At 55.4% G+C, this 20,233-nt stretch carries 14 protein-coding genes; 4 read left to right on the forward strand and 10 right to left on the reverse strand.

Annotated elements, in window-relative coordinates; all coding sequences use genetic code 11:
- From AC5LBQ_RS02800 to AC5LBQ_RS02820, 5 genes are all read right to left on the reverse strand, one after another.
- Positions 1 to 505: substrate-binding domain-containing protein (locus tag AC5LBQ_RS02800; RefSeq protein ID WP_493264565.1), on the reverse strand; the 505-nt coding region annotated here is incomplete at its 3' end.
- A 70-nt stretch (positions 506 to 575) separates the two neighbouring features.
- Positions 576 to 1,883, reverse strand: a complete 1,308-nt coding sequence (locus AC5LBQ_RS02805; RefSeq protein WP_282921779.1) for a sugar ABC transporter permease — start codon at positions 1,881 to 1,883, stop codon at positions 576 to 578.
- Positions 1,884 to 1,901: 18 nt separating this feature from the next.
- On the reverse strand, positions 1,902 to 3,470 hold the full coding sequence (locus tag AC5LBQ_RS02810) for an ATP-binding cassette domain-containing protein (protein ID WP_493264566.1): 1,569 nt from the start codon (positions 3,468 to 3,470) through the stop codon (positions 1,902 to 1,904).
- 144 nt (positions 3,471 to 3,614) lie between these two features.
- Positions 3,615 to 4,895: an AGE family epimerase/isomerase gene (locus tag AC5LBQ_RS02815; protein WP_493264567.1), complete on the reverse strand. Its 1,281-nt coding sequence runs from the start codon at positions 4,893 to 4,895 to the stop codon at positions 3,615 to 3,617.
- A 138-nt stretch (positions 4,896 to 5,033) separates the two neighbouring features.
- Positions 5,034 to 5,303, reverse strand: coding sequence for a hypothetical protein (locus AC5LBQ_RS02820; protein WP_295027378.1), 270 nt, complete (start codon positions 5,301 to 5,303; stop codon positions 5,034 to 5,036).
- 443 nt (positions 5,304 to 5,746) lie between these two features.
- Between AC5LBQ_RS02820 and trpB the strand changes: the two genes are divergently transcribed.
- The gene (gene trpB, locus AC5LBQ_RS02825) at positions 5,747 to 6,979 is read left to right on the forward strand and encodes a tryptophan synthase subunit beta (protein WP_307741344.1); all 1,233 of its coding nucleotides are present in this window, start codon (positions 5,747 to 5,749) and stop codon (positions 6,977 to 6,979) included.
- Between the two features lie 85 nt (positions 6,980 to 7,064).
- Here the strand turns inward: trpB and gatB are convergent, their stop codons facing one another.
- From gatB to AC5LBQ_RS02845, 4 genes are read right to left on the reverse strand one after another with little or no spacing between them, the layout of a single operon-like run.
- Positions 7,065 to 8,564 carry an Asp-tRNA(Asn)/Glu-tRNA(Gln) amidotransferase subunit GatB gene (gene gatB, locus AC5LBQ_RS02830; RefSeq protein ID WP_493264568.1) on the reverse strand — a complete coding sequence of 500 codons (1,500 nt, stop codon included), beginning with the start codon at positions 8,562 to 8,564 and terminating at the stop codon, positions 7,065 to 7,067.
- Complete coding sequence (gene gatA, locus AC5LBQ_RS02835) at positions 8,561 to 10,084, reverse strand: Asp-tRNA(Asn)/Glu-tRNA(Gln) amidotransferase subunit GatA (protein WP_321075099.1); 1,524 nt, start codon at positions 10,082 to 10,084, stop codon at positions 8,561 to 8,563. Before gatA ends, gatB begins: the two co-directional genes overlap by 4 nt.
- Before the next feature lie 3 nt (positions 10,085 to 10,087).
- Positions 10,088 to 10,384, reverse strand: coding sequence for an Asp-tRNA(Asn)/Glu-tRNA(Gln) amidotransferase subunit GatC (gatC, locus tag AC5LBQ_RS02840; protein ID WP_493264569.1), 297 nt, complete (start codon positions 10,382 to 10,384; stop codon positions 10,088 to 10,090).
- Between the two features lie 48 nt (positions 10,385 to 10,432).
- A complete protein-coding gene (locus tag AC5LBQ_RS02845; protein ID WP_493264570.1) occupies positions 10,433 to 11,974 on the reverse strand; it encodes a cell wall-binding repeat-containing protein in 1,542 nt (513 codons plus the stop codon).
- 139 nt (positions 11,975 to 12,113) lie between these two features.
- Here AC5LBQ_RS02845 and AC5LBQ_RS02850 point away from each other — a divergent pair, with 139 nt between their 5' ends.
- On the forward strand, positions 12,114 to 13,445 hold the full coding sequence (locus AC5LBQ_RS02850; RefSeq protein WP_295027374.1) for a phospholipase D-like domain-containing protein: 1,332 nt from the start codon (positions 12,114 to 12,116) through the stop codon (positions 13,443 to 13,445).
- A gap of 126 nt (positions 13,446 to 13,571) precedes the next feature.
- On the opposite strand, the gene ligA is transcribed toward AC5LBQ_RS02850, so the two are convergent.
- Positions 13,572 to 15,953, reverse strand: coding sequence for an NAD-dependent DNA ligase LigA (gene ligA, locus AC5LBQ_RS02855; protein ID WP_493264596.1), 2,382 nt, complete (start codon positions 15,951 to 15,953; stop codon positions 13,572 to 13,574).
- A gap of 175 nt (positions 15,954 to 16,128) precedes the next feature.
- Here ligA and AC5LBQ_RS02860 point away from each other — a divergent pair, with 175 nt between their 5' ends.
- On the forward strand, positions 16,129 to 16,692 hold the full coding sequence (locus AC5LBQ_RS02860) for a DJ-1/PfpI family protein (protein ID WP_311498140.1): 564 nt from the start codon (positions 16,129 to 16,131) through the stop codon (positions 16,690 to 16,692).
- Positions 16,693 to 16,864: 172 nt separating this feature from the next.
- The gene (locus AC5LBQ_RS02865; RefSeq protein WP_493264571.1) at positions 16,865 to 20,137 is read left to right on the forward strand and encodes an FtsK/SpoIIIE domain-containing protein; all 3,273 of its coding nucleotides are present in this window, start codon (positions 16,865 to 16,867) and stop codon (positions 20,135 to 20,137) included.
- The last annotated feature ends 96 nt before the right edge of the window (positions 20,138 to 20,233 follow it).

The raw sequence follows: 20,233 nt of genomic DNA on the forward strand, positions 1-20,233 counted from the left end.
GTTTCTTGGCTTCCAAGCCTTTCAGCAAAGCCTCGCCCTGCTTCACGCCCACGCCAAAGTTATCGTAAGCAACGTAGTAGTCGACGTTCTCAGTTGCCATCAACAGGCGGTCGTAAGCAATGACGGGTACGCCAGCATCAGCAGCCTTCTGCACCTGATTACCTAAGGAGGTGCCGTCAATAGCGCCAATGATTAGAGCCTTCGCTCCGTTGGTGAGCATCGTATCAATCTGGTTTTGCTGTTCAGAAACACCATTGTTCGCGAATTGAACCGAGCACTTCAGGCCCTCGCTCTTGCACAGGTCGTTGAAGTACTTCTCGGCTTCTACCCAGTTCTCAGAGGTCTTTTGAGGCATAGAGATGCCCAAATCCAGACCAGTCGAGCTGCTTGCCCCGGCGTCGTCTCCGGACTTATCAGCGTTGCCGGCATTGCCTGCGCAGCCTGACAGTGCGAACGCCAATGCGCCAGCGGCGCCAAGAACGGCGATTCTCTTGATTATTTGCATGGTTACCTCACTTTTGTGTCGAGTCCTGGTGCCCCAGGTTTGGGCAGTTGCCCAAGTTCTTTGTGACTAACTAGGCCTTCGCTTCCTGCTCAGGCGATTCTTTTTTCGAGTCATTTTCAGGCACAAGCGCCGTGTCGGACGATGCTTGGTTACGTTTGCGAGCGGCACTGAATAGGCCAATAATCGAAGGTTTGCCCTGTTTCTTGGACAGTACGTCAAAGGCTACGGCAAGAAGCAGCACCAGACCTTTAATCATCTGAGTCCAGTCTGTGCCCACGCCAAGCAGCTGCAAACCGTTGTTCAGGAAAGCCATCACCAAAGCACCCACCATGGTGCCACCCAAAGTACCAATACCGCCCCAGACTGAAGCGCCACCGATAAATACGGAGGCGATGGCATCAAGCTCCCATAAGTTGCCATCAAACGGTGTAGATGCTCCGGAACGTCCCACGAAGCACACCGCCGCGATAGCTGCCAGGACCGAGGAGTTGAACATTACAAAGAAGTTCACTTTCCTCACCGAGATACCGGTTAATGCCGCGGCCACGCGGTTACCGCCTACGGCGTAGATGCCTCGCCCAAGAGGAGTGTTGCGAGACAGGAAGTTGTAGAACAGGAACAGCAAAATTACGATGATGCCAGAGATAGGCAGGGAAGTCCCCGGTCGTCCAGTCGCAAAAATCCATCCAAACAGCAGGATAATAATGCAAGTAAAGACCACCTGAACCACAAAAATCCAGCTAGCGGGCAGTTCTGCTCCAGCCTTCGCCAGACGGACACGCTTGCGGGTGCGCATGAACACCATCAGGAGAGCGGCAATCATGGCTAAAATGATGGTTTCCGAGTTAATTATCCAATTACCTATGGCTATAGGCGGCAACCAATTCATATAGCCGGCACCGATAAATTTCACCTGATCCGGAACAGGAATCGACAGGGACTTGCCAATAAACTGGTTCATCCCGCGGAACAACAACATACCGCCCAAGGTCACAACGAAGGCGGGAACCCCCACGATGGCAACCCAGAATCCATGCCAGCTACCGATAATCACACCCACAATCAGCGCGACACCGATGCCAAGCCACCAAGGCAACCCCGCTCCGGATTGCTCAGATGTGACCTTCGCCAGCACAATGCCAATTACGGCCGCCACCGAACCAACTGACAGGTCGATGTGTCCAGCGATAATCACCAGCACCATGCCCATCGCCAGAATCAGCACGTAGGTGTTTCCAGAAAGGACGTTTTGCAAGTTTTGAGCGGAAAGAACGGTACCGCCCGTCAGGAACTGGAATAAAAGAATTTCCAGAATCAAGACGATAACCATAGCCAATTGGCGCAGGTTGCCGCCTAGTAGTTGTTTCAATGCTGGCATTGGTAATTTTCCTCCCTCTTAGGCGGCAGCACTGCCGGATTTAGAAGTTGTGGGGTTCATGAGACGCATGAGCGACTCTTGGTCGGCATCTTTCGTATCGAATACACCGGTGACTTTTCCTTCAAAAATCGTATAGATACGGTCTGTAATGCCCAGTAGCTCCGGAAGTTCTGAAGAAATCACGATGACACCGATTCCAGCGGCAGCAAGTTTGCCGATGAGCGTGTAAATCTCAAATTTGGCGCCCACATCAATCCCACGTGTCGGCTCATCCAGAATCAATACCTTCGGGTCGGTGTACATCCATTTAGCAAGCACGACCTTTTGCATATTTCCACCGGAAAGTGACGATATGAGGTTATCGATTGAAGGGCTCTTGATACGCAAGTTCTGGCGATACTCCTCAGCCGTCTGACGGACTGTGTGCCAATCAATCGCGCGTGTGTTGCCGGTAGCTTTCTTTAGTTTCGCAGAGATAACTTCACCTTTGATGTCATCCAGAAGGTTTAGCCCCTGCACCTTTCGGTCCTCCGGAAGATAGGCCAGTCCGGCTTCAATAGCGGCTGGAACCGACCTCATAAAGATTTCTTTACCTTCCATGAACGTTTGACCAGACTCAAAAATTCCATAGGAATGGCCAAAAACTGAACGTGCCAACTCGGTACGCCCCGAACCCATCAACCCCGCCAGGCCCACGACTTCCCCACTGCGTACCTGGATATTCGAGTTTTTACAGATGAGCCGCTCGGTATTGACCGGGTGATACACTCTCCAGTCTCTAATCTCAAACAGCACTTCTCCAATATGCGGATCACGGTCGGGGAAACGATTGTCCAAAGGCCGACCCACCATGGAGTGAATGATGCGGTCCTCGTCGACGTTGCCGTCTTTAACTTCCATAGTCTCAATCGTTTTTCCGTCACGTATCACGGTAATCGCGTCAGAAATAGCAGCGATTTCATTGAGTTTGTGAGAAATCATAATCTGGCTGATACCGCTTTGACGCTGCTGGCGCATCAGGTCCAACAAATGGGCCGATTCTTCCTCGTTCAGTGCGGAAGTCGGCTCATCAAGGATCAATAGTTTCACGTTCTTGGACAGAGCCTTGGCTATCTCCACCAGCTGCTGCTTACCCACCCCAATCTCTTTGATGGGGGTATCCGGGTCATCGTCGAGACCCACTTCCCGAAGTAATTCCACGGCGCGTTTTCTAGTCTGGAACCAATCTATGCCTACGCCCTGCTTAATTTCGTTGCCCAAGAAAATATTTTCTGCAATTGAGAGTTCAGGAATCAGTGCGAGTTCCTGGTGGATGATACCAATCCCGGCCGCTTCCGACTCTCGGATGTTCTTAAAACGGCGAACCTCACCTTGGTATACGATGTCCCCCTGATAGGTTCCATGGGGCCATACTCCAGACAGCACTTTCATCAGGGTAGATTTACCGGCACCGTTTTCACCGCACAGGGAGTGGATAGTGCCCTGTTTGACCTGGAAATTGACATCATCAAGCGCTTTGACACCGGGGAATTCCTTGGTGATATGGCGCATCTCTAAAATGTTGCCTACATCCTTAGATTCGTTCACTTCTGCTCCTAGACTTCACTGTCTGGCCAATTACACCGAGTTCTTGCGTGAATACGTTCACAAGCCGAACGAAAGTCTACCTATTTGTGTAATCGGTATCAATTCTCAGACATCTTTGATATTTCAAGTATTTCTGAGCCTATTTCAGGCAGATTTTGACTGTTTCAACGCCGCGGCAAACCCCGGTTGTGCCGGCAGGTTAACCAGGAACATTGCTTGTCCCGCATGGTAAATGTCCGCTTTTCCAACCCAGGTGACGCAGGCGGGCTGATTATTCACGTCAAGTTCATGGGACCATTGTCCTGGATGTTGAATGAATTTGTCTTGCGCGTAAACACAAAACTTGTCAGCCCACTGCTGGGCCAACTGCGGAAGTTGGGAATCTGAACTAAAGCGAGCGGCGAGCTTAGAAATCACCAGGCTTACCCCGATAGCTTCGCAAATGACCCAGTGCATCCGCTGGGAGGAAACCGGGCGGCCCTCGAAGTCTGTCGTGTAGGGAATCCCATCGGCGCCATCGCTACCCCACGCCGCCAGCGCGGTACGGTAAAGTCCCGCTGCGGCCTCGTGAACCCAATCCAAATTCAAATCTAACCCAGCAGCCTCGGCTGCGCCCTGGAGCTGCAAAATCAGACGTGCCCACTCAAAACCGTGGCCCGGCGTGGCTCCCCACGGACGGAAAGGATCGTTCGGCTTATCGCGGTTGTAATCAGAGTCTATACGCCAGTTACTGGTGTAATGTTCGGGGATTCTCCAGTCGTATTCCCTCGCTGACTCATTAATAATTTTCGTGGCAATGGACGCACCCCGCCGCAGGTATTCGGTGTCTGCAGTCGCATCGAAAGCTGCCAGGCACGACTCCAAAGTGTGCATATTCGCGTTCGCACCGCGGTAGTCTTCCAGTTCTGTCCAGTCCCTAGCGTAAGATTCTCGGGCTCTCCCCGCTGATTTGTCCCACCAGTAAGCATCCTGGATACGCCTGGCTTCGTCCAGCAGTTCACGCGCCCCGGGAATTTCCGCGACAGTGGCTGAGCTGGCCGCAATAATCACGAATGCATGAGCATAGGCTTCCTTACGGGGTCCGTTCTCAAGATTGGGACGAGGCTGCCCCGATGCATCAAGTTCCGTGTCAATCCATGAAAACCAGCCACCATATTCCCGGTCCACAAAGTATTCCCGCAGTGCGTGAATCCCGTGCGCGGCCAGTTCGCGGGATTGTTCGGGATGGATTCCCGCCAGGGCAAACAGCGAAAACATATGTGTCATTCGGCAGTTAATCCACAGCTGAGCCCCCATTTCGGGCATGACCGCACCTTCAGGGCCAAGATAACCAAATCCGGCAGGAACCTTTGATTTCATGCCGAATTCACACAACGCTGGAAGCTCGCGGGCAGCCAAAGAACGCAAATCAAGAAATTCACACATAGCCAGAATTCTAATGGAGCAACACTGGCCTCACAGAGTTACCGATTGTCCAAAATAGCCAAACCCTTAAATGCAGCTGTGTGCGCGAACCAGCGTCTGTTCGCACACACAGGTTTATGCATTTATTAGGGGGTAAGCCTAAGCAGCGCGGTTATAGGTGAGGCACTCGCCTGTCTTTCCGCCAACTTTGACGGCAGGCGCCTGGCACTCCAGGTGCTCATTGAAGCTGCAGTCGGATTTCTGGCAAGCCCCGACTGCGGCTTGTTTTCCGAGGCCTCCGACCTGAGGCAAGGCAATAAAGGTGGAGCAGCCCTTGGTGCCCATGGTCATCGCGGTGGCTTGGCAGCCGTCGTGGTTGTAAGAGCAATCGGATACTGCGCAATCACTAACTACCGGTTGAGTACTCATGGTTTCTTTCCTTTCGGGATAAGTAACAGAAATGAATAATTCTTAATTACAACTGTCAACTATTTTGTCTCGATTGAAAACCCTCACCTTAACAACCGGCGTTTTCGCAGTTCAGAACCTTGCGATAATAACGAAACGTATTAATTAATTATATTAGAAAGGCTATATAGAGATTTTTAAATAACAATGACAATTCTAATTCGAACTGATTAAGCAAAATAGATGTAACCTAAAGATGGATTAAACTACCCTTCCCCGCTCCGAAGGTCAAAATCTCCACACCCAGCGCCAACAGGCATCGATTCATTATATGAGACAAATCTGCTCGAATACTGGACACCACTGTACTTGCGGTGAAAAACTGCGTACCTTTATCTTGTGACCGGTCCAAGCTCGGACCAAATCGGTTTCAGTATGGAATTGCGAAAACTTTGGAGGAAGAGATGAATAAGTACCGCGATTTTGACAACTATCTGAAGGAATACCCTGATGAAAAGGGATACTTCGGCAAATACGGTGGCAACTACCTGCAGGACCCGGAGCTGGTCAAAGCCTTTGACGAGTACGCGGAAGCCTATAACACCATTGCCCAATCCGCCCAGTTCATTGCCGAGTTGCGCCGTATCCGTAAAGACTTCCAGGGCAGGCCCACCCCGGTCTATCACTGCCAGCGTCTGAGCCAGAAACTGGGACGCACCCAAATCTACCTCAAGCGCGAGGACCTTAACCATACCGGGGCGCACAAGCTCAATCACTGCATGGGCGAAGGCCTATTGGCTAAATACATGGGGAAAAAGAAGCTCATCGCGGAAACCGGAGCGGGTCAGCACGGCGTGGCCCTAGCCACCGCCGCCGCCTACTTCGGCCTGGAATGCGACATCTACATGGGTGAGGTCGACATCGCCAAGCAGGCTCCGAACGTGGCGCGCATGAAGGTACTGGGCGCACGCGTCGTCCCCGTCAGCTTCGGGCTTAAGACCCTGAAAGAGGCCGTGGACGCCGCCTTCATGGCTTACTCCGAGGAATATCACGATGCCATCTATTGCATCGGCACTGCCGCCGGCCCCCACCCCTTCCCGGTCATGGTCAGGGATTTCCAGGAGGTCGTTGGCGTGGAGGCACGTGCCCAGTTTATGGAGCAGACTGGACACCTGCCGGACAAAGTGATGGCCTGCGTAGGGGGCGGTTCCAACGCGATTGGGATGTTTGTGCCGTTCCTGGCTGACCCGGTCGAGATTTTTGGGGTTGAACCACAAGGGCGGGGCACGGCTTTGGGCGATCACGCGGCCTCCATTACCTATGGCGGCGAAGGCGTAATGCACGGATTCAACTCGATTATGCTCGCGGACGAAAAAGGCAATCCCGCGCCGGTCTATTCCAACGCCTCCGGACTGGACTACCCCTCGGTTGGCCCGGAGCACTCCCTGCTGCACGACATGGAGCGCGTCAACTACGTAACCATTCGAGACGAGGAGGCTATTGAAGCCCTGTTCATGCTTTCCCGCTGGGAAGGCATCATTCCTGCCATCGAAAGCTCCCACGCCCTGGCTTATGCCATCAAGGAAGCCCGCAAAGGCAAGACGGGATCAATCCTGGTGAACCTGTCAGGCCGCGGGGATAAGGACCTCGACTACGTGATTGAGCATTACGGCACCGGCGAGGACTACGTCAAATAGACCCAAAAGGTAAGTTCTAAAAAATGTTTTGTTCCCGGACCAAACGGTCCGGGAACAAAACATTTAAGCCGGAAATCAGACCGGTTTACAACCCAAGTTCGGCCATAATCAGGGACTTTACCGTCCCCGCATCGGCTTGACCGCGGGTGGCTTTCATAACCGGGCCCATCAGCGCGCCAATAGCCGCCATCTTGCCGCCTTTAATCTTTTCAACGACATCAGGGTTATCAGCAATTGCCTGCTTCACGGCGGTTTCCAAAGCACCCGTGTCGGAAACGACCTCCAAGCCGCGCGCTTTCACGACCTGACCGGGATCGCCCTCTCCGGCCAGAACGCCAGCGATAACCTGTTTCGCCAACTTGTCGTTAATCTTGCCGTCCTCGACGAGGCTTTGCAGCTCAGCCACCTGGGCAGGAGTAATCGCCATTTCTTCCAGGTCTTTTTCCTCGCCCTTGGCCAAACGCGCAATTTCGCCCATCCACCACTTGCGAGCCCCGCCCGCATCGGTTCCGGCTGAAACCGTTTCTTCAATGAGGTCCACCGCTCCGGCGTTGACGATATCGCGCATTTCGATGTCGGTGAATCCCCACACGCCCTGCAGACGCTTGCGCCTCACGGCAGGAAGCTCAGGCAGACTCTGGCGGATTTCCTCCACCCATTCCCGGCTCGGCGCCACAGGCACCAAATCCGGTTCGGGGAAGTAACGATAATCCTCGGCATCGGATTTCTCACGGCCTGAAGAAGTCGTCCCGTCCGCAGCGTGGTAGTGGCGGGTTTCCTGGACGATTTTGCCGCCCTCGGCAAGGATTGCCGCCTGGCGACGCATTTCGTAACGCACGGTTTTCTCGATGCCTCTAAAGGAGTTCACGTTCTTGGTTTCCGTGCGGGTCCCCATCGGATCCTCCGGTTTATTGCGCAAGGACACGTTCACGTCAGCGCGGACATTGCCGCGCTCCATGCGGGCTTCACTAACCCCGATAGCCCGGAAAATATCCCGCAAGGTGCGCACATAAGCGGCGGCAACCTCGGGGGCGCGATCCCCGGTCCCGATGATGGGTTTGGTGACGATTTCTACCAGTGGCACTCCGGCACGGTTGTAATCGACCAGGGAGTGGTCCGCGCCTTGGATACGGCCGTCCTCTCCGCCAATATGCGTGTTCTTGCCGGCGTCTTCCTCCATGTGGGCACGCTCGATTTCCACCCGGTACACGGTACCGTCTTCCAACTCGACATCGAGCCAGCCGTCGTAACAGATTGGCTCATCATACTGGGAGGTTTGGAAAGCCTTGGTCAGGTCGGGATAAAAATAGTTTTTCCGCGCAAACCGGCAGTATTCGGCGATTTGGCAGTTCAACGCCAGACCAATCCGAATCGCGTATTCCACGGCTCGCTTATTGACTACCGGCAGGCAGCCGGGCAAACCCAGGGAAACCGGGGTGATGTACGTGTTTGGGTCGCCCCCGAAAGCATTGGGAGCCGCGTCGAACATCTTGGTTTTCGTGCCCAGTTCAACGTGAACCTCCAACCCCAAAACAGGATCGAAACGTTCGGTAGCCTTGTCATAACTCATCAACTTGTCGCTCATTTCGCACCCTCCTTCCATGCCGCGGCCGGACAGGGCGGCATCGGTTCACTCGACTTTGCCAGTTGGGCTTCCATGCGGGCTGCCACCTCATACATGGTGACGTCTCCACGGGTGGGAGCGAGAATCTGTACCCCTACGGGCAGACCGTCTTCCGCGGCCACTCCGGCAGGAATCGAAATACCGGGAATCCCAGCCAAGTTGGCGGGAATAGTCGCCACATCGTTGAGGTACATACTCATCGGATCGTCGAGTTTGTCGCCAAACTTGAAAGCGGTGGTTGGGGCGGTGGGTGTGAGCAGCACATCACACTGTTCAAAGGCCGCCGCGAGGTCACGCTGCAGCAGGGTTCGTACCTTTTGCGCCGAACCGTAGTAAGCATCATAGTAGCCTGCTGACAAAACGTGAGTACCCAAAATAATGCGGCGCTTTACTTCATCTCCAAAGCCCGCCTCACGAGTCGCCGCCATCATACGTTCCGTGGTGACCTCACCGTCCTGTGGCAACACCCGCAGGCCGTAACGTACCCCATCGAAACGAGCTAGGTTAGACGACACTTCCGCCGGCATAATCAGGTAATAGGCCGCCAAAGCGTACTCAAAAGAGGGGCAATCCACTTCGACTACGTTCGCCCCCGCCTTTTGCAGACGCTCCACAGCCTGTTGGAAACGCTGCAACACTCCAGCCTGGTAGCCTTCGCCTTGCAGCTGCTTGACGACCCCGACACGCAGACCGGTCGCATCTGTGCCAATGTCGGCCAATGCTCCGGTAATATCCGGTACCGGTTCGTCCAAAGACGTGGAATCCAGCGGATCGTGTCCCCCAATAATCATCTGCAGCGCCGCCGCGTCGCGCACGTCACGAGTGACCGGGCCAATCTGGTCCAGGGAGGAACCCATCGCAATCAAACCGTAGCGGGACACTGCCCCATAGGTCGGTTTCGCACCCACGGTACCGGTGACAGCCCCGGGCTGGCGGATAGAACCGCCCGTGTCCGATCCCAGCGCCCACGGCACCATGAAAGCTCCCACCGCGGCCGCCGAACCACCGCCTGATCCGCCCGGAATCCGCTCCAAATCCCACGGGTTGCGGGTCGGGCCGAAAGCCGAGTGCTCGGTAGACGATCCCATGGCGAACTCGTCCATGTTGGTTTTTCCCAGGATAGGCAGTCCCGCTTCCTGGAGTTTTAGCACGATGGTGGCGTCATAGGGCGGCAGCCAACCTTCCAGGATTTTTGAAGCGCAGGTGGTGGGCTTGCCCCGCTGCACCATGTTGTCTTTAATCGCAATCGGCACGCCCGCAAAAGGGTGCAGTTTCTTGCCGGCGGCACGGTCCGCGTCTACCTGTTTAGCGGTTTGCAGCGCCCCGTCCACGTCGACGAAGAGGAAAGCGTGAATGTCCTTATCGAGGTGTTCAATCCGGTCGGCAAACACTCGCACCAGTTCCTCACTGGTGACTTCTTTCGCCGCCAGCTTCGCGGCCAAATCGTGGGCTGACAGCAGGTAAAGTTCTGTGTTACTCATAAGTTACTCCTCCCCGATAATCTTGGGCACGCCGAACATCCCGCAATCTGGTTGCGGGGCGGCCTGAAGCACCTCATCGTGGTCGAGGCATTGACCCACCTCGTCCTCACGCCACACGTTCGTGAGCGGAATTGGGTGCGAAGTCGCCGGAATGTCCGGTTTCGCTACCTCGTTGACTTTCGCTACCGCCTGGGTAATCACATCCAGTTCAGCGGCGAATTTGTGGATTTCTTCCTCGGTCAGCGCAATTCGGGCCAAGCCAGCGACGCGCCTCACTTCATCAGCATCAATAGTCGACATATTACTGAGTCTAGCGAAAAACGCAGCGCGGTGCTTAACCCTATTTGCTTAGGGTTGTTCCATCATTTCCAGTTCCGCCGGGTCAAAGAAACTAATGTGCACATGGTCAAAGTGATCTTGAGTAACATTGGTGGCCAGTTCCGGTTCTTTCATCAGTTCGCCTTCAAACCATGAAGCCTGATAAATCGTGTTCCGGAAGATGATGTATTTGACGTGCAGTAGCTCCCCGTTGGCTGTGAAATACGACACGATTCGGTTCCCGTAATCTATGGCGGCTTGACTTGACCAGGGACCAGCCCCGGCAATAGGCAAATCTATGGCCAATCCGCGAGGATGCTCCCCCGAATCTGTATTTGGATTGCCGCGCTTGCCGGAAATCCACTGGAACCCGCCAATGTCTCTAGACACGCAGCGCAACCCGACTAGAGCAACGTGTTGCAGCCCTTGAGACTCCCATTCCGGTTTGGTAACGGGACAATTCTCCGGTTCGCTGATGGTGGGGCGAAGACGCCAGGGAATCCAGCTTCCTTGTAGAGCAGAGATAATTTCCTGTTCCACCGAGGCAGCTACTGCCCCTTCGCCTCCAAAAATATAAACAGTACTATTGGCACTGTTTCCCAGAAGCATTCCTCCGGCAGCTTCGGCGAGAGTTTGACTGTTAGTCAGCAAGATAGAGGCAAAAGGCACCGAACCTGCCACTATAGCATCTGCGAAATTGTCTCTCCTGGCTACAATGACTCTGGTCCGAGCGGGAGCTTCGCCCTTGTTTGCCCCCGAAACGCCGTAGCCAAAGGCGGAAAGCATGGGCTGCCAAACTCTTGAAGACTGCGCATAGCCGGAAATCGCTGCAGCCGTTTCATAGCGATTTGCTCCATCCAGAGAAAAAGCAGCCGGATAATGCAAATTCCTGCCCCCAAGCTGAACAACTTGAGTACCTTGAGCAACGCAACTATCGACGTATTGGCGTTGGTTTGCGGTTAATCCTGAGGATTCGGAAACCAATAACAGCGGATTGGACAGTGCTCCGGCTGCAACTGCGTCGGGAGAACCTTGTCCATCCGCGCCAAATGCGCCGGCGAGATAAATCTCTGTAGGACACTTTCCCTGTGCGGAACGTTTGGCGATTTCTAAGGAGGTTTCCTGACGATTTTCCCCTTGGATTCGCGCAGTCGATGCTCCTGCAGCTGCTTGCGCAAATTCCTGCAGCACGGCGTCCGGAACGGCTCCTTGTCCCCCGAGCGCGATGACCTGGGAAGGATGCTTGGAACGCAGATACTCGAGAGAGACGTCATTGCCTATTCCATCGGGACGAGCCAACAAAATAGGACCCTCGTCTAAAGAACCAGCAGCTAGAGCATCAGCAGCCACATCATATCGAGCCACAAAAACTACATTTGGACGAGGCCAAAAATGCTGGGCTACCTCGGCTGCAGTTTCAATCCTTGAGTTGCCAGCAATCCGTGTTAACTCGAGATTTGTTCCAGCATAACTCGTCGATGGCTGCGCAACGGACGTCAATGCTAGACCAAACGTTAAAACAACGGCTATCGAGACCGCGGTTCTACAGGGGGTGAGACGCACGTGGAGCATAACTTTATCCTCATCAATACACGCTAACAAATGATTTGTCCCCCATGATAACTGTTCTCCTTTCTGTTTTTGTTGGGTTTATCCTCTAAACTTCTAGTGTGGAAGGAACGTTGGCATGAGGAAACAAACGAAAAACCCAATGCAAGAAATTCTTAAACAAAGCAATGTCAAGCCCCGCGGCGAGGCATTCCGTCGACTCGCCCGTTTCTTTACCCGACTTTCTGAACTGGCGGTAAAGACCCCTCAGGAACTGCCCAAAGTGTTGGCACGATTTTTTGGTGGGTTCCTGCTGTTTGAGCTCATTGCCGGGGCGATAACAGTCGTTATCGATACTCTGAGAACCTGGCGTCAGTCCACTGTCAAGCCTTTTCCGATCACTCAACTGCCCGAAATCAGTTTCGCCGAGGACAAGATGCAGGTCTACACCTCGGGGATTGAGGTATACACCGCGATGCTGCAAGCCATCCGTTCGGCGCAATCTCACGTCTTCTTTGAGACTTTCATCTGGAAGAATGACGAAATCGGGCATTTGTTCAAAGAGGCTTTGATTGACGCCGCCAAGCGCGGGGTCGAGGTCTTCATTATTTGGGATGCTTTCGGCAATATCAATGTTCCCTCCGCCATGACTCGCTTCCCTCACCTACGTAACCTGCACGTTCTGCGTTTCGGGCTGTTTCGTTCGTTCTTTCTCTCGCTGCGTTCCACCGGGCGCGACCACCGCAAACTCCTCACCGTTGACAACAAGGTTGGGTTTATTGGTGGGTACAATATCGGTTCACTCTATGCGACTCAGTGGCGCGATACCCACCTGCGTGTGACCGGCCCGTCAGTGTGGGAGCTGACCGACGCTTTCACCGATTTTTGGAATGCTCATAAAACCCGGCATCTGCCTAGGCTGCCCCAATTTAAGCCCCGCCAGTGGATTCCTGAAATCGAAGTGGCTCGCAACGAACCGAACCGTCTGCTATTCCCTGTCCGCGGCCTGTATATCAAAGCGTTGAACAAGGCTCGAAAGCGGTTTTGGATTACTCAGGCTTACTTCATTCCGGATCGGGATATTTTGGACGAACTCATTGCGGCAGCGTGGCGCGGGGTGGATATTAAAGTGCTGATGCCGGAAACCTCCAACCATATTGCGGCCGACTGGGTGGCTCGCTCATACTATTCCCCAATGTTGGAGGCCGGGGTGGAAATCTGGCTCTACCAGGAGGCTATGGTCCATGCCAAGACCGCTACCGCCGACGGCTGCTGGACCACAATAGGGACCGCGAACATCGACCGTCTGTCTATGACCGGCAACTATGAAATTAATATGGAGATTTTTTCCACCGACCTGGCCGACCAGATGGAACAAGTGTTCCTCAACGACTTGACCAACGCTCGGCAACTCACCCTGGAGCAGTGGGAGGAACGACCCGTCGTTAATCGGGTCATTGAGCGTCTGTTGCGCCCGCTCGGCTCGGTTTTGTAGAGCTGGGTATTCAGGGATTTCGCCCATATACCAGCAATCCGCTGAGACTGTCCACGGTTAGCAACCCGCACCCAGAATCCAACTGCCCACGAGGCAACCCGAAACGCCGCCATGCGATGGATTACATTAGGTTCTGGATATGCCCTTTTCCAGCAGGTTATCGAAGTCGGCAGACTCAATGACAGGGATGCCCAGCGCCTGGGCTTTCGCCAGTTTTGACCCCGCGCCAGCACCGGCCACGACCAGGTCAGTTTTCTTCGATACCGAACCGGTCGCTTTCCCTCCGCGGGCTTCTACCGCTAACTGGGCGGATTCACGAGTGTAGCCGGGAACGTTTCCAGTTACGACCACCGTCAAGCCCTCCAGGGTTTGCGGCTCTTCCTGTTTGGCTGCAGCGCCGCTGTCTAAGTTGGCTCCAACACCGGCTTTCTCCCATGCGTCCACGATTTCTTGATGCCACGGGACTGTGAACCAGTCGTGAATAGAGGCGGCAATGACCTCGCCTACTCCCTCAACTTCACCGAGCTGTTCCACGCTAGCAGCTCGGATAGCAGACATTGTGGCAAACTGTCGGGCTATGGTCCGAGCCGCGACCGGACCCAGATGCCGAACGGACAGGGCCACCAAAACTCGCCACAGTTCTTTTGACTTTGCGGCCTGTAGCTGTTCAAAAAACGTCTGGACGACTTTCCCGGCCACGGGAGGTCCGAAGCGCTGTCCGGTAGCTTCCTGAGCGACTTTCGGCAATGGTTTTGGTTTCGCCCAAAAGAACCGAACCTGTTGCCAATCCCGACCGTCAGTGCCCGGCATCTCGCGCCACACCATCACGTCGCGCAAATCCTCAGGCTGCAAAGCAAACAAACCCGCTTCTGAAGTCAGGACCGGGGACTGAACGGGCGGCAAGAGATCCTCGATGGCTTCCAGGCCGAGTCCCTGACCAGGCCGAACCGCGACAATGGTTCCGTCCTCCAGCTCACAGCGGCCCCCTGCCGCGAGGGCAGCAGCCACATCGGCGCGCCCGAACTCCGGCTGGGTCAGCGCTAGAGCGCCTTCCTCCCCCAAACCTTCAATATCCAAAGCGTTGCGCGAGCCCACGTGAATGAGCCTCTCGGTGATCTGTGCCGGGCATCCCGACTGATTGGGGCAACGCAAATCAATGTCACCTTCCTTTTGCGCTCCGAGCCTAGTCCCGCAGGAGGGGCAGGTATCGGGCATCACCCATTGGGGCAAACCAGCTGGTCTAAGGGACATTACCGGCCCTAAAATTTCGGGAATGATGTCCCCTGCTTTGCGCAACACGACGGTGTCGCCGGGCCGTACGTCTTTCCGGGCGACTTCTTTGGCATTGTGCAGCGTGGCGCGCGAAACGTAGGAGCCGTCAACCAAGACCCGCTCCATCACCCCGAAAGGTGTGACTCGTCCGGTGCGTCCCACCTGCACCTCGATACCCAGCAAACGGGTGTGGACCTCTTCGGGAGGAAACTTGTAGGCACACGCCCACCGCGGTGCCCGCGCCGTAGACCCCAGCACATTCCGTTGTGCAAAGCTGTCGACCTTCAGCACCACACCGTCAATCTGGTGGGCAAAATCGTGACGATGCGCCGTCATCTGGTCTAAAACCGCGTGAACCTCGGCGAGGGAGCGCATTCCCGCCAGAGGTAACCCCAAGCTGGCGGGGGTTTCCCGCACGGAATGCAAACCCCACGATTCCAATAGCTCATAAAAGTCCTCTTGGGTCCCCAGCTGCGCTACCGCTTCGGGGCTAGCCCAACGTACTTCCCCAACCCCGTGGGCTAAAAAGGCGAGGGGACGTTTAGCGGCCTGGGCGGGATCTTTTTGTTTCAAAGAGCCGGTGGCCGCGTTGCGCGGATTAGCAAACAGTTTTTCTCCGTCCCGTTCGCGGGCCGCATTCATAGCGTCAAAATCCGCCAACGGCAGGTACACTTCGCCGCGAATTTCCACCAGTTCCGGCACTTTTTCACCATCGAGCCGCACCGGCACGGTCGCGATGGTTTTCACGTTTTCAGTCACGTCCTCGCCGGTAAATCCATCCCCGCGCGTAGCCCCAACCTCGAGCGTCCCGTGAAGGTAGGTCAAACTCATGGCCAACCCATCTACCTTGACCTCGGCAGAAACCGAGAAATCCTGGCCTTCCAGGCTTTTTTCCACCCGCGTCCACCAGGCGTCAACCTCGGCGTAAGAGAAAACGTCATCGATAGACCCCATCTGTTGCAGGTGGCGATGCGGGGGGAACCCTTCCGTACTCGCCGTTTGCCCGCCACCCCCGACCGTTTGCGTTGGAGAGTCCGGGGTCACCAGGCCGGGGTAGGCCGCCTCCAACAGCTGCAGTTGTACGAACAAGGCGTCATAGTCCGCATCGCTCAGCCGGGTCACGCCGGTTTCAGGAGTTTCGTCGTAGTAGTCCGTGCGCGCCGCCTCGATTTGGTCCACCAGGTCAGCATGTTGGGCTAAAGCAGCCTCAGGGATAGAGGTTTGTTTCTTCACGATTCCATCTTAAGGCCAGCCGGAGACGAAAAATCCGCAGTTTCGCCCCGGCGCTGTTTGCACAGAATTTGTCGCTGTGTCGCCCGAAATTAACCGGGGCTTCCTTCCTGAGACCCCCCGCGAACCTTTCCGTCGCTAAACTTGGATACGAAACTGAATCCGATGGTTAGGAGACGAAATGGAAGCCAGTATTTTTGTGGCCGATGGTGTCGAGGAATGTGAAGCCCTGCTGGTCGTGGACTTGCTGCGGCGCGGAGGCATCGAGATACAAACGGTGGCGGTCAACGATGCCGCCGGTGATGATGAAAAGGCGCGAACCATCGTGAGTTCGCACCGGGTTCCCCTGACTTGCGATGAACACATCAACAACTTTGCTCCTAGCGGCGAACAAGTCCTGATTATTCCCGGTGGCAAGCTCGGGGTAAATAATCTCAAGGCATCAGCCAAACTATCCCAGATTCTGCGTTCTCACCAGGGGAATCTGGCGGCGGTGTGCGCCGGGCCGACCGTGTTGGGGGCGCTGGGCTTGCTCGATGAGCACAGAGCAACTGTTTATCCCGGTTTCCAAGACGGCCTGGGGAACGCCGACTATTCCGATGCCGGCTTGATTCGTGATGGCCGGATTATCACCGCGCGGGCGCTGGGCTCCTCCATCGACTTTGCTTTGGCTATTATTTCTCTGCTGCGCGATGAGGCTCAGGCACAACAGGTCGCTGCCCAGATTTGCTACCAAACTCACTGATTTTTCTGGTTTAGGTTCTTACGACTACTATCCTGGTTCTCCGGATCAGAACTGCGCTCTAAACAGGTTTTGCACAACTTTTTGAGGGTTATCAACAAGTCCTCACCTACGGTTATCCACAGCCTGTGGATAACCGTTTGCGAAAATCGGTTGTGGTCCCTAACTTGAGGGTATGGAACATTTTTTGCAACCACGGGCGGCTCTGACATCTCCCCTGCTCTGGGTCGTTATCAAAGGACCCGATTCAGGCCAAGCATTGCCCGCGATTCCAGGGATTTTTGGCAGACTGAGCGGACTGAGCGACCCGCAAGTCTCGCGCCAAAATCTGCACCTGGAGCCGTCGAAAAAAACTTTGCGCGCTTTGCCGTTTCCCGGTTCCGCGCCTGTGTACAAAATATGGAAAACGTTGCCCTGGACCCACCGGATACGTCGGGCCTGCCGCCTCAAGCCCGGTGCGCGCCTAAAACTTGGGGCCACCATCTTGCGCCTAAGCTACCGTCCACCTGACCTTCGTCTGACTCCTCCCCCGGCGCCGCGACAGTTTGCGGGACGCACCGCTTTGTTTATGTTCCTGCCGCTGCTGCTCATGTTGGGTTTGGGGGCTTTCCTGGGGTGGCGCCTGCTGGTGATTCTGGGCATTGCCGGCGTGATTACCCTGGTGGTGTTCATCCGACGGGCATTGGCGGTACCGACCCCGGAAAAGCTGTGGCTCGCCGCTGCTGCTCCCCTAGTGACGCCCTCGCAAAAGGTCAGCGTGATTCGGGTGTTTTCGGGTCGGAAACTGCGCCGGCGCGTCCTGCAGATTCAACCGGGAGAAACGCTGTGTTTCACAGGAGCAAAAGGCGCGGACCAAGCCCGGTGGGTCATCGCCCAGGCCATCCTGTTTGGTCAGGCTCGGCTCAGCGAAAAGAATCCCGACCCGTGGCGCGGAATCAAACCTCGCGAAGAACCGGGCCAGACCTCACCGCAAACCCTGGTGATTCGCGTGTTTAACCCCGGCGAAACCCCGCATTTGGAGACGGACGAAGTCGGGATGACCATCACCGCCGATACCCCTCCGCCATGGGCGCAACGTATCCTCAATCCGCCCCCACGCCGCCGTGTTATTACGGCCGCCTGGTTCGGCTCTCTCCTGGAGGCCTTGGGGGACAATCCGCGACGCCTTAGCTTGACCGCCATACCCCCCGCCGAAAGCCTGCCCGACTTGGTTGATGTCAGCCAGTGGTGGCAAACCAGTCCCGAAGCTATCACCCAAAGCTGGCAGGCACCTCCCCCAGGCTTGTGCGCTCAGCTCGGGGTGAGCACCGCAGAACGTCCGTGGCTGGTTGATTTGGTGAAAGAAGGACCTCACGCCCTGGTGGCGGGCACGACCGGGGCCGGGAAATCGGAACTGCTGACCACGTGGTTGATGGCACTGGCTTTGCACTATTCTCCCCGCGATTTACGGTTTATTTTGCTCGATTACAAGGGCGGGGCGGCATTCGAGGCGCTGGGGGCGCTACCCCACACTCACGGCGTGTTGACGGACTTGACGCCGCAACTCACCTCTCGTGCTCTAGCGTCCCTGGAGGCATTCCTGAAGCAGCGAGAGACGGTTCTGTCCCAGGTTAAAGCCCGCGACCTGGAGCATTATCACCAGCTCACCGGGCAACGGCTGCCTAGAGTCCTCATCGTGGTGGATGAATTTCGCGCCCTTGCCACGGATCATCCCGAAACTTTGGAAAACCTGATTCGCCTGGCTACGCACGGACGTTCGCTGGGACTGCACCTGATTTTGGCTACACAAAAGCCCGGTGGGGTGGTTAACGGCCAGATTCTGGCTAATACCAACCTACGGATTGCCCTGCGGGTTCGTTCTCCCCAAGACTCGACCGAGATACTCAGCGATACGCGGGCGGCGAGCCTCCCGCCCATTCCGGGGCGTCTGTTTTGGGAGGGGCTCACCTCCGGCGTGGCACAAGCCGCCTGGTGCGGAAAAGCCGACTGGGTACGCCACTGTGTGGATCAGATTCGCCAAGCCTGGGAGCAAGGCTGCGACAATGCACGCCTACCGGAAATCTGGTGTCCCGATCTGCCATTGGCCACACCGTGTCCCCCCGGCAGTTTCGCCCTGCTGGACTTTCCCCACCAGGCTCGCCAAAGCTGGCGTTTGCCCCAAACGAGCTTGGGGATTTTCGGCAATCCCGGCAGCGGACGAACCACCGCCCTAGCCTCCCTGACCACGACGTGGCTGAGGCAAAATCGCTCGGTGATAGTCATCACCCCCAACCCGTCGGCGTTCTGGAACCGGTGGAGCGGACTGAGCGAACCGTTAGTCTCCCCGCTCCAACACATTCTCACCGTATTCTCCCCGAAAGACTTGTGGAAACTCGATCAATTCATCTCCTTAGCGGCTGACTGTGGTTTAGAAGGGACCGCGGTGGCTATTGACCGCGCGGATTTACTGGCTGACGAGCTGGAACGGCTCTATCCGGGCCAGGGGGTCAAGCGCCTGGAAACGGTGCTGAGCGAAAATGGGGCGGGGGGCTATTTGCTGGCTTTCACGGCTCCGTTGGGCGCTGGGCATAGCGCTTGGGGAGCCTTGGCTGGGGAAAAGTATGTGTTGTGCCCACGCGATACGGTGGATTTGCATTCTGCCGGCATTGAATCCAACCGAGTGCGCGGGCGTTTGAGCGACGCATTGCCTGCCGTAGTCGCGCCCGGCCGCGGGGTGTGGCAAATCGGCAACACATGTGCCACTGCCCAAATCGGTCTGCCCAACTGTGAGGGCTTAGCCGAAATAGTTGGCACCACGCCTGGTGCGGACTGTCCTGACGGTACCCCTACGGCCTCGAGAGGTGAGTCAATTGTCTTAACAGAGATGCCTAAATTATTTTCCCATCGAGAAATGCCACGCGCCGCCCAGCTTGTTACGTTAGGCTGGTCCTCATCGCGCCGTGATTGGCTGAGCCTTTCGCCCGCGCGGCGCCACTGGGTAGTGGACGACCTCGCCGAGATGCGTCCCCTGGTGGCTCAATTGAAACGGGAATATCGCCGTCTCGGTTATCGGGTGATTGAGGCAGAAGATTTTGAACTTGAACACATTGACCGCGATACCTTTGTCATTGTCTCCAATTCTGAACATAACACCCCTAACCTGAATATTTTACGGGAGTGTATTGAGAGTAGCCTGAAGTTTGACCTAACATTCCTAGAATTGCGTTCACCTGGGCTTATGCCGGGAAATTTAACCCTCCCATTACCGAATTTTACCAATCGGAAAGTAACACTAACCCATTTAGGAAACACCATCGAAGCCAGACATCGAGCGGCAAATTACCTCGATATCGAGATGGATTTTGTCCGAAAACTCCAGGTTATTGGCGAATTTCCAGCGATTTATCAGACGAGCTCCGAAGTGGGCGCGCTACTCCCTCCAAGTGCTAATGTGACACATATCACCTGATTTTTGAAAAATTCTTCATTTACATCTCTTGAAAATGCGCTGGAATGATGTCACCCTTGTTAAGTCGAATTTATTCCACGCAAAAGTTTTACAAAT

The sequence above is a fragment of the Mobiluncus sp. genome, assembly GCF_985070215.1.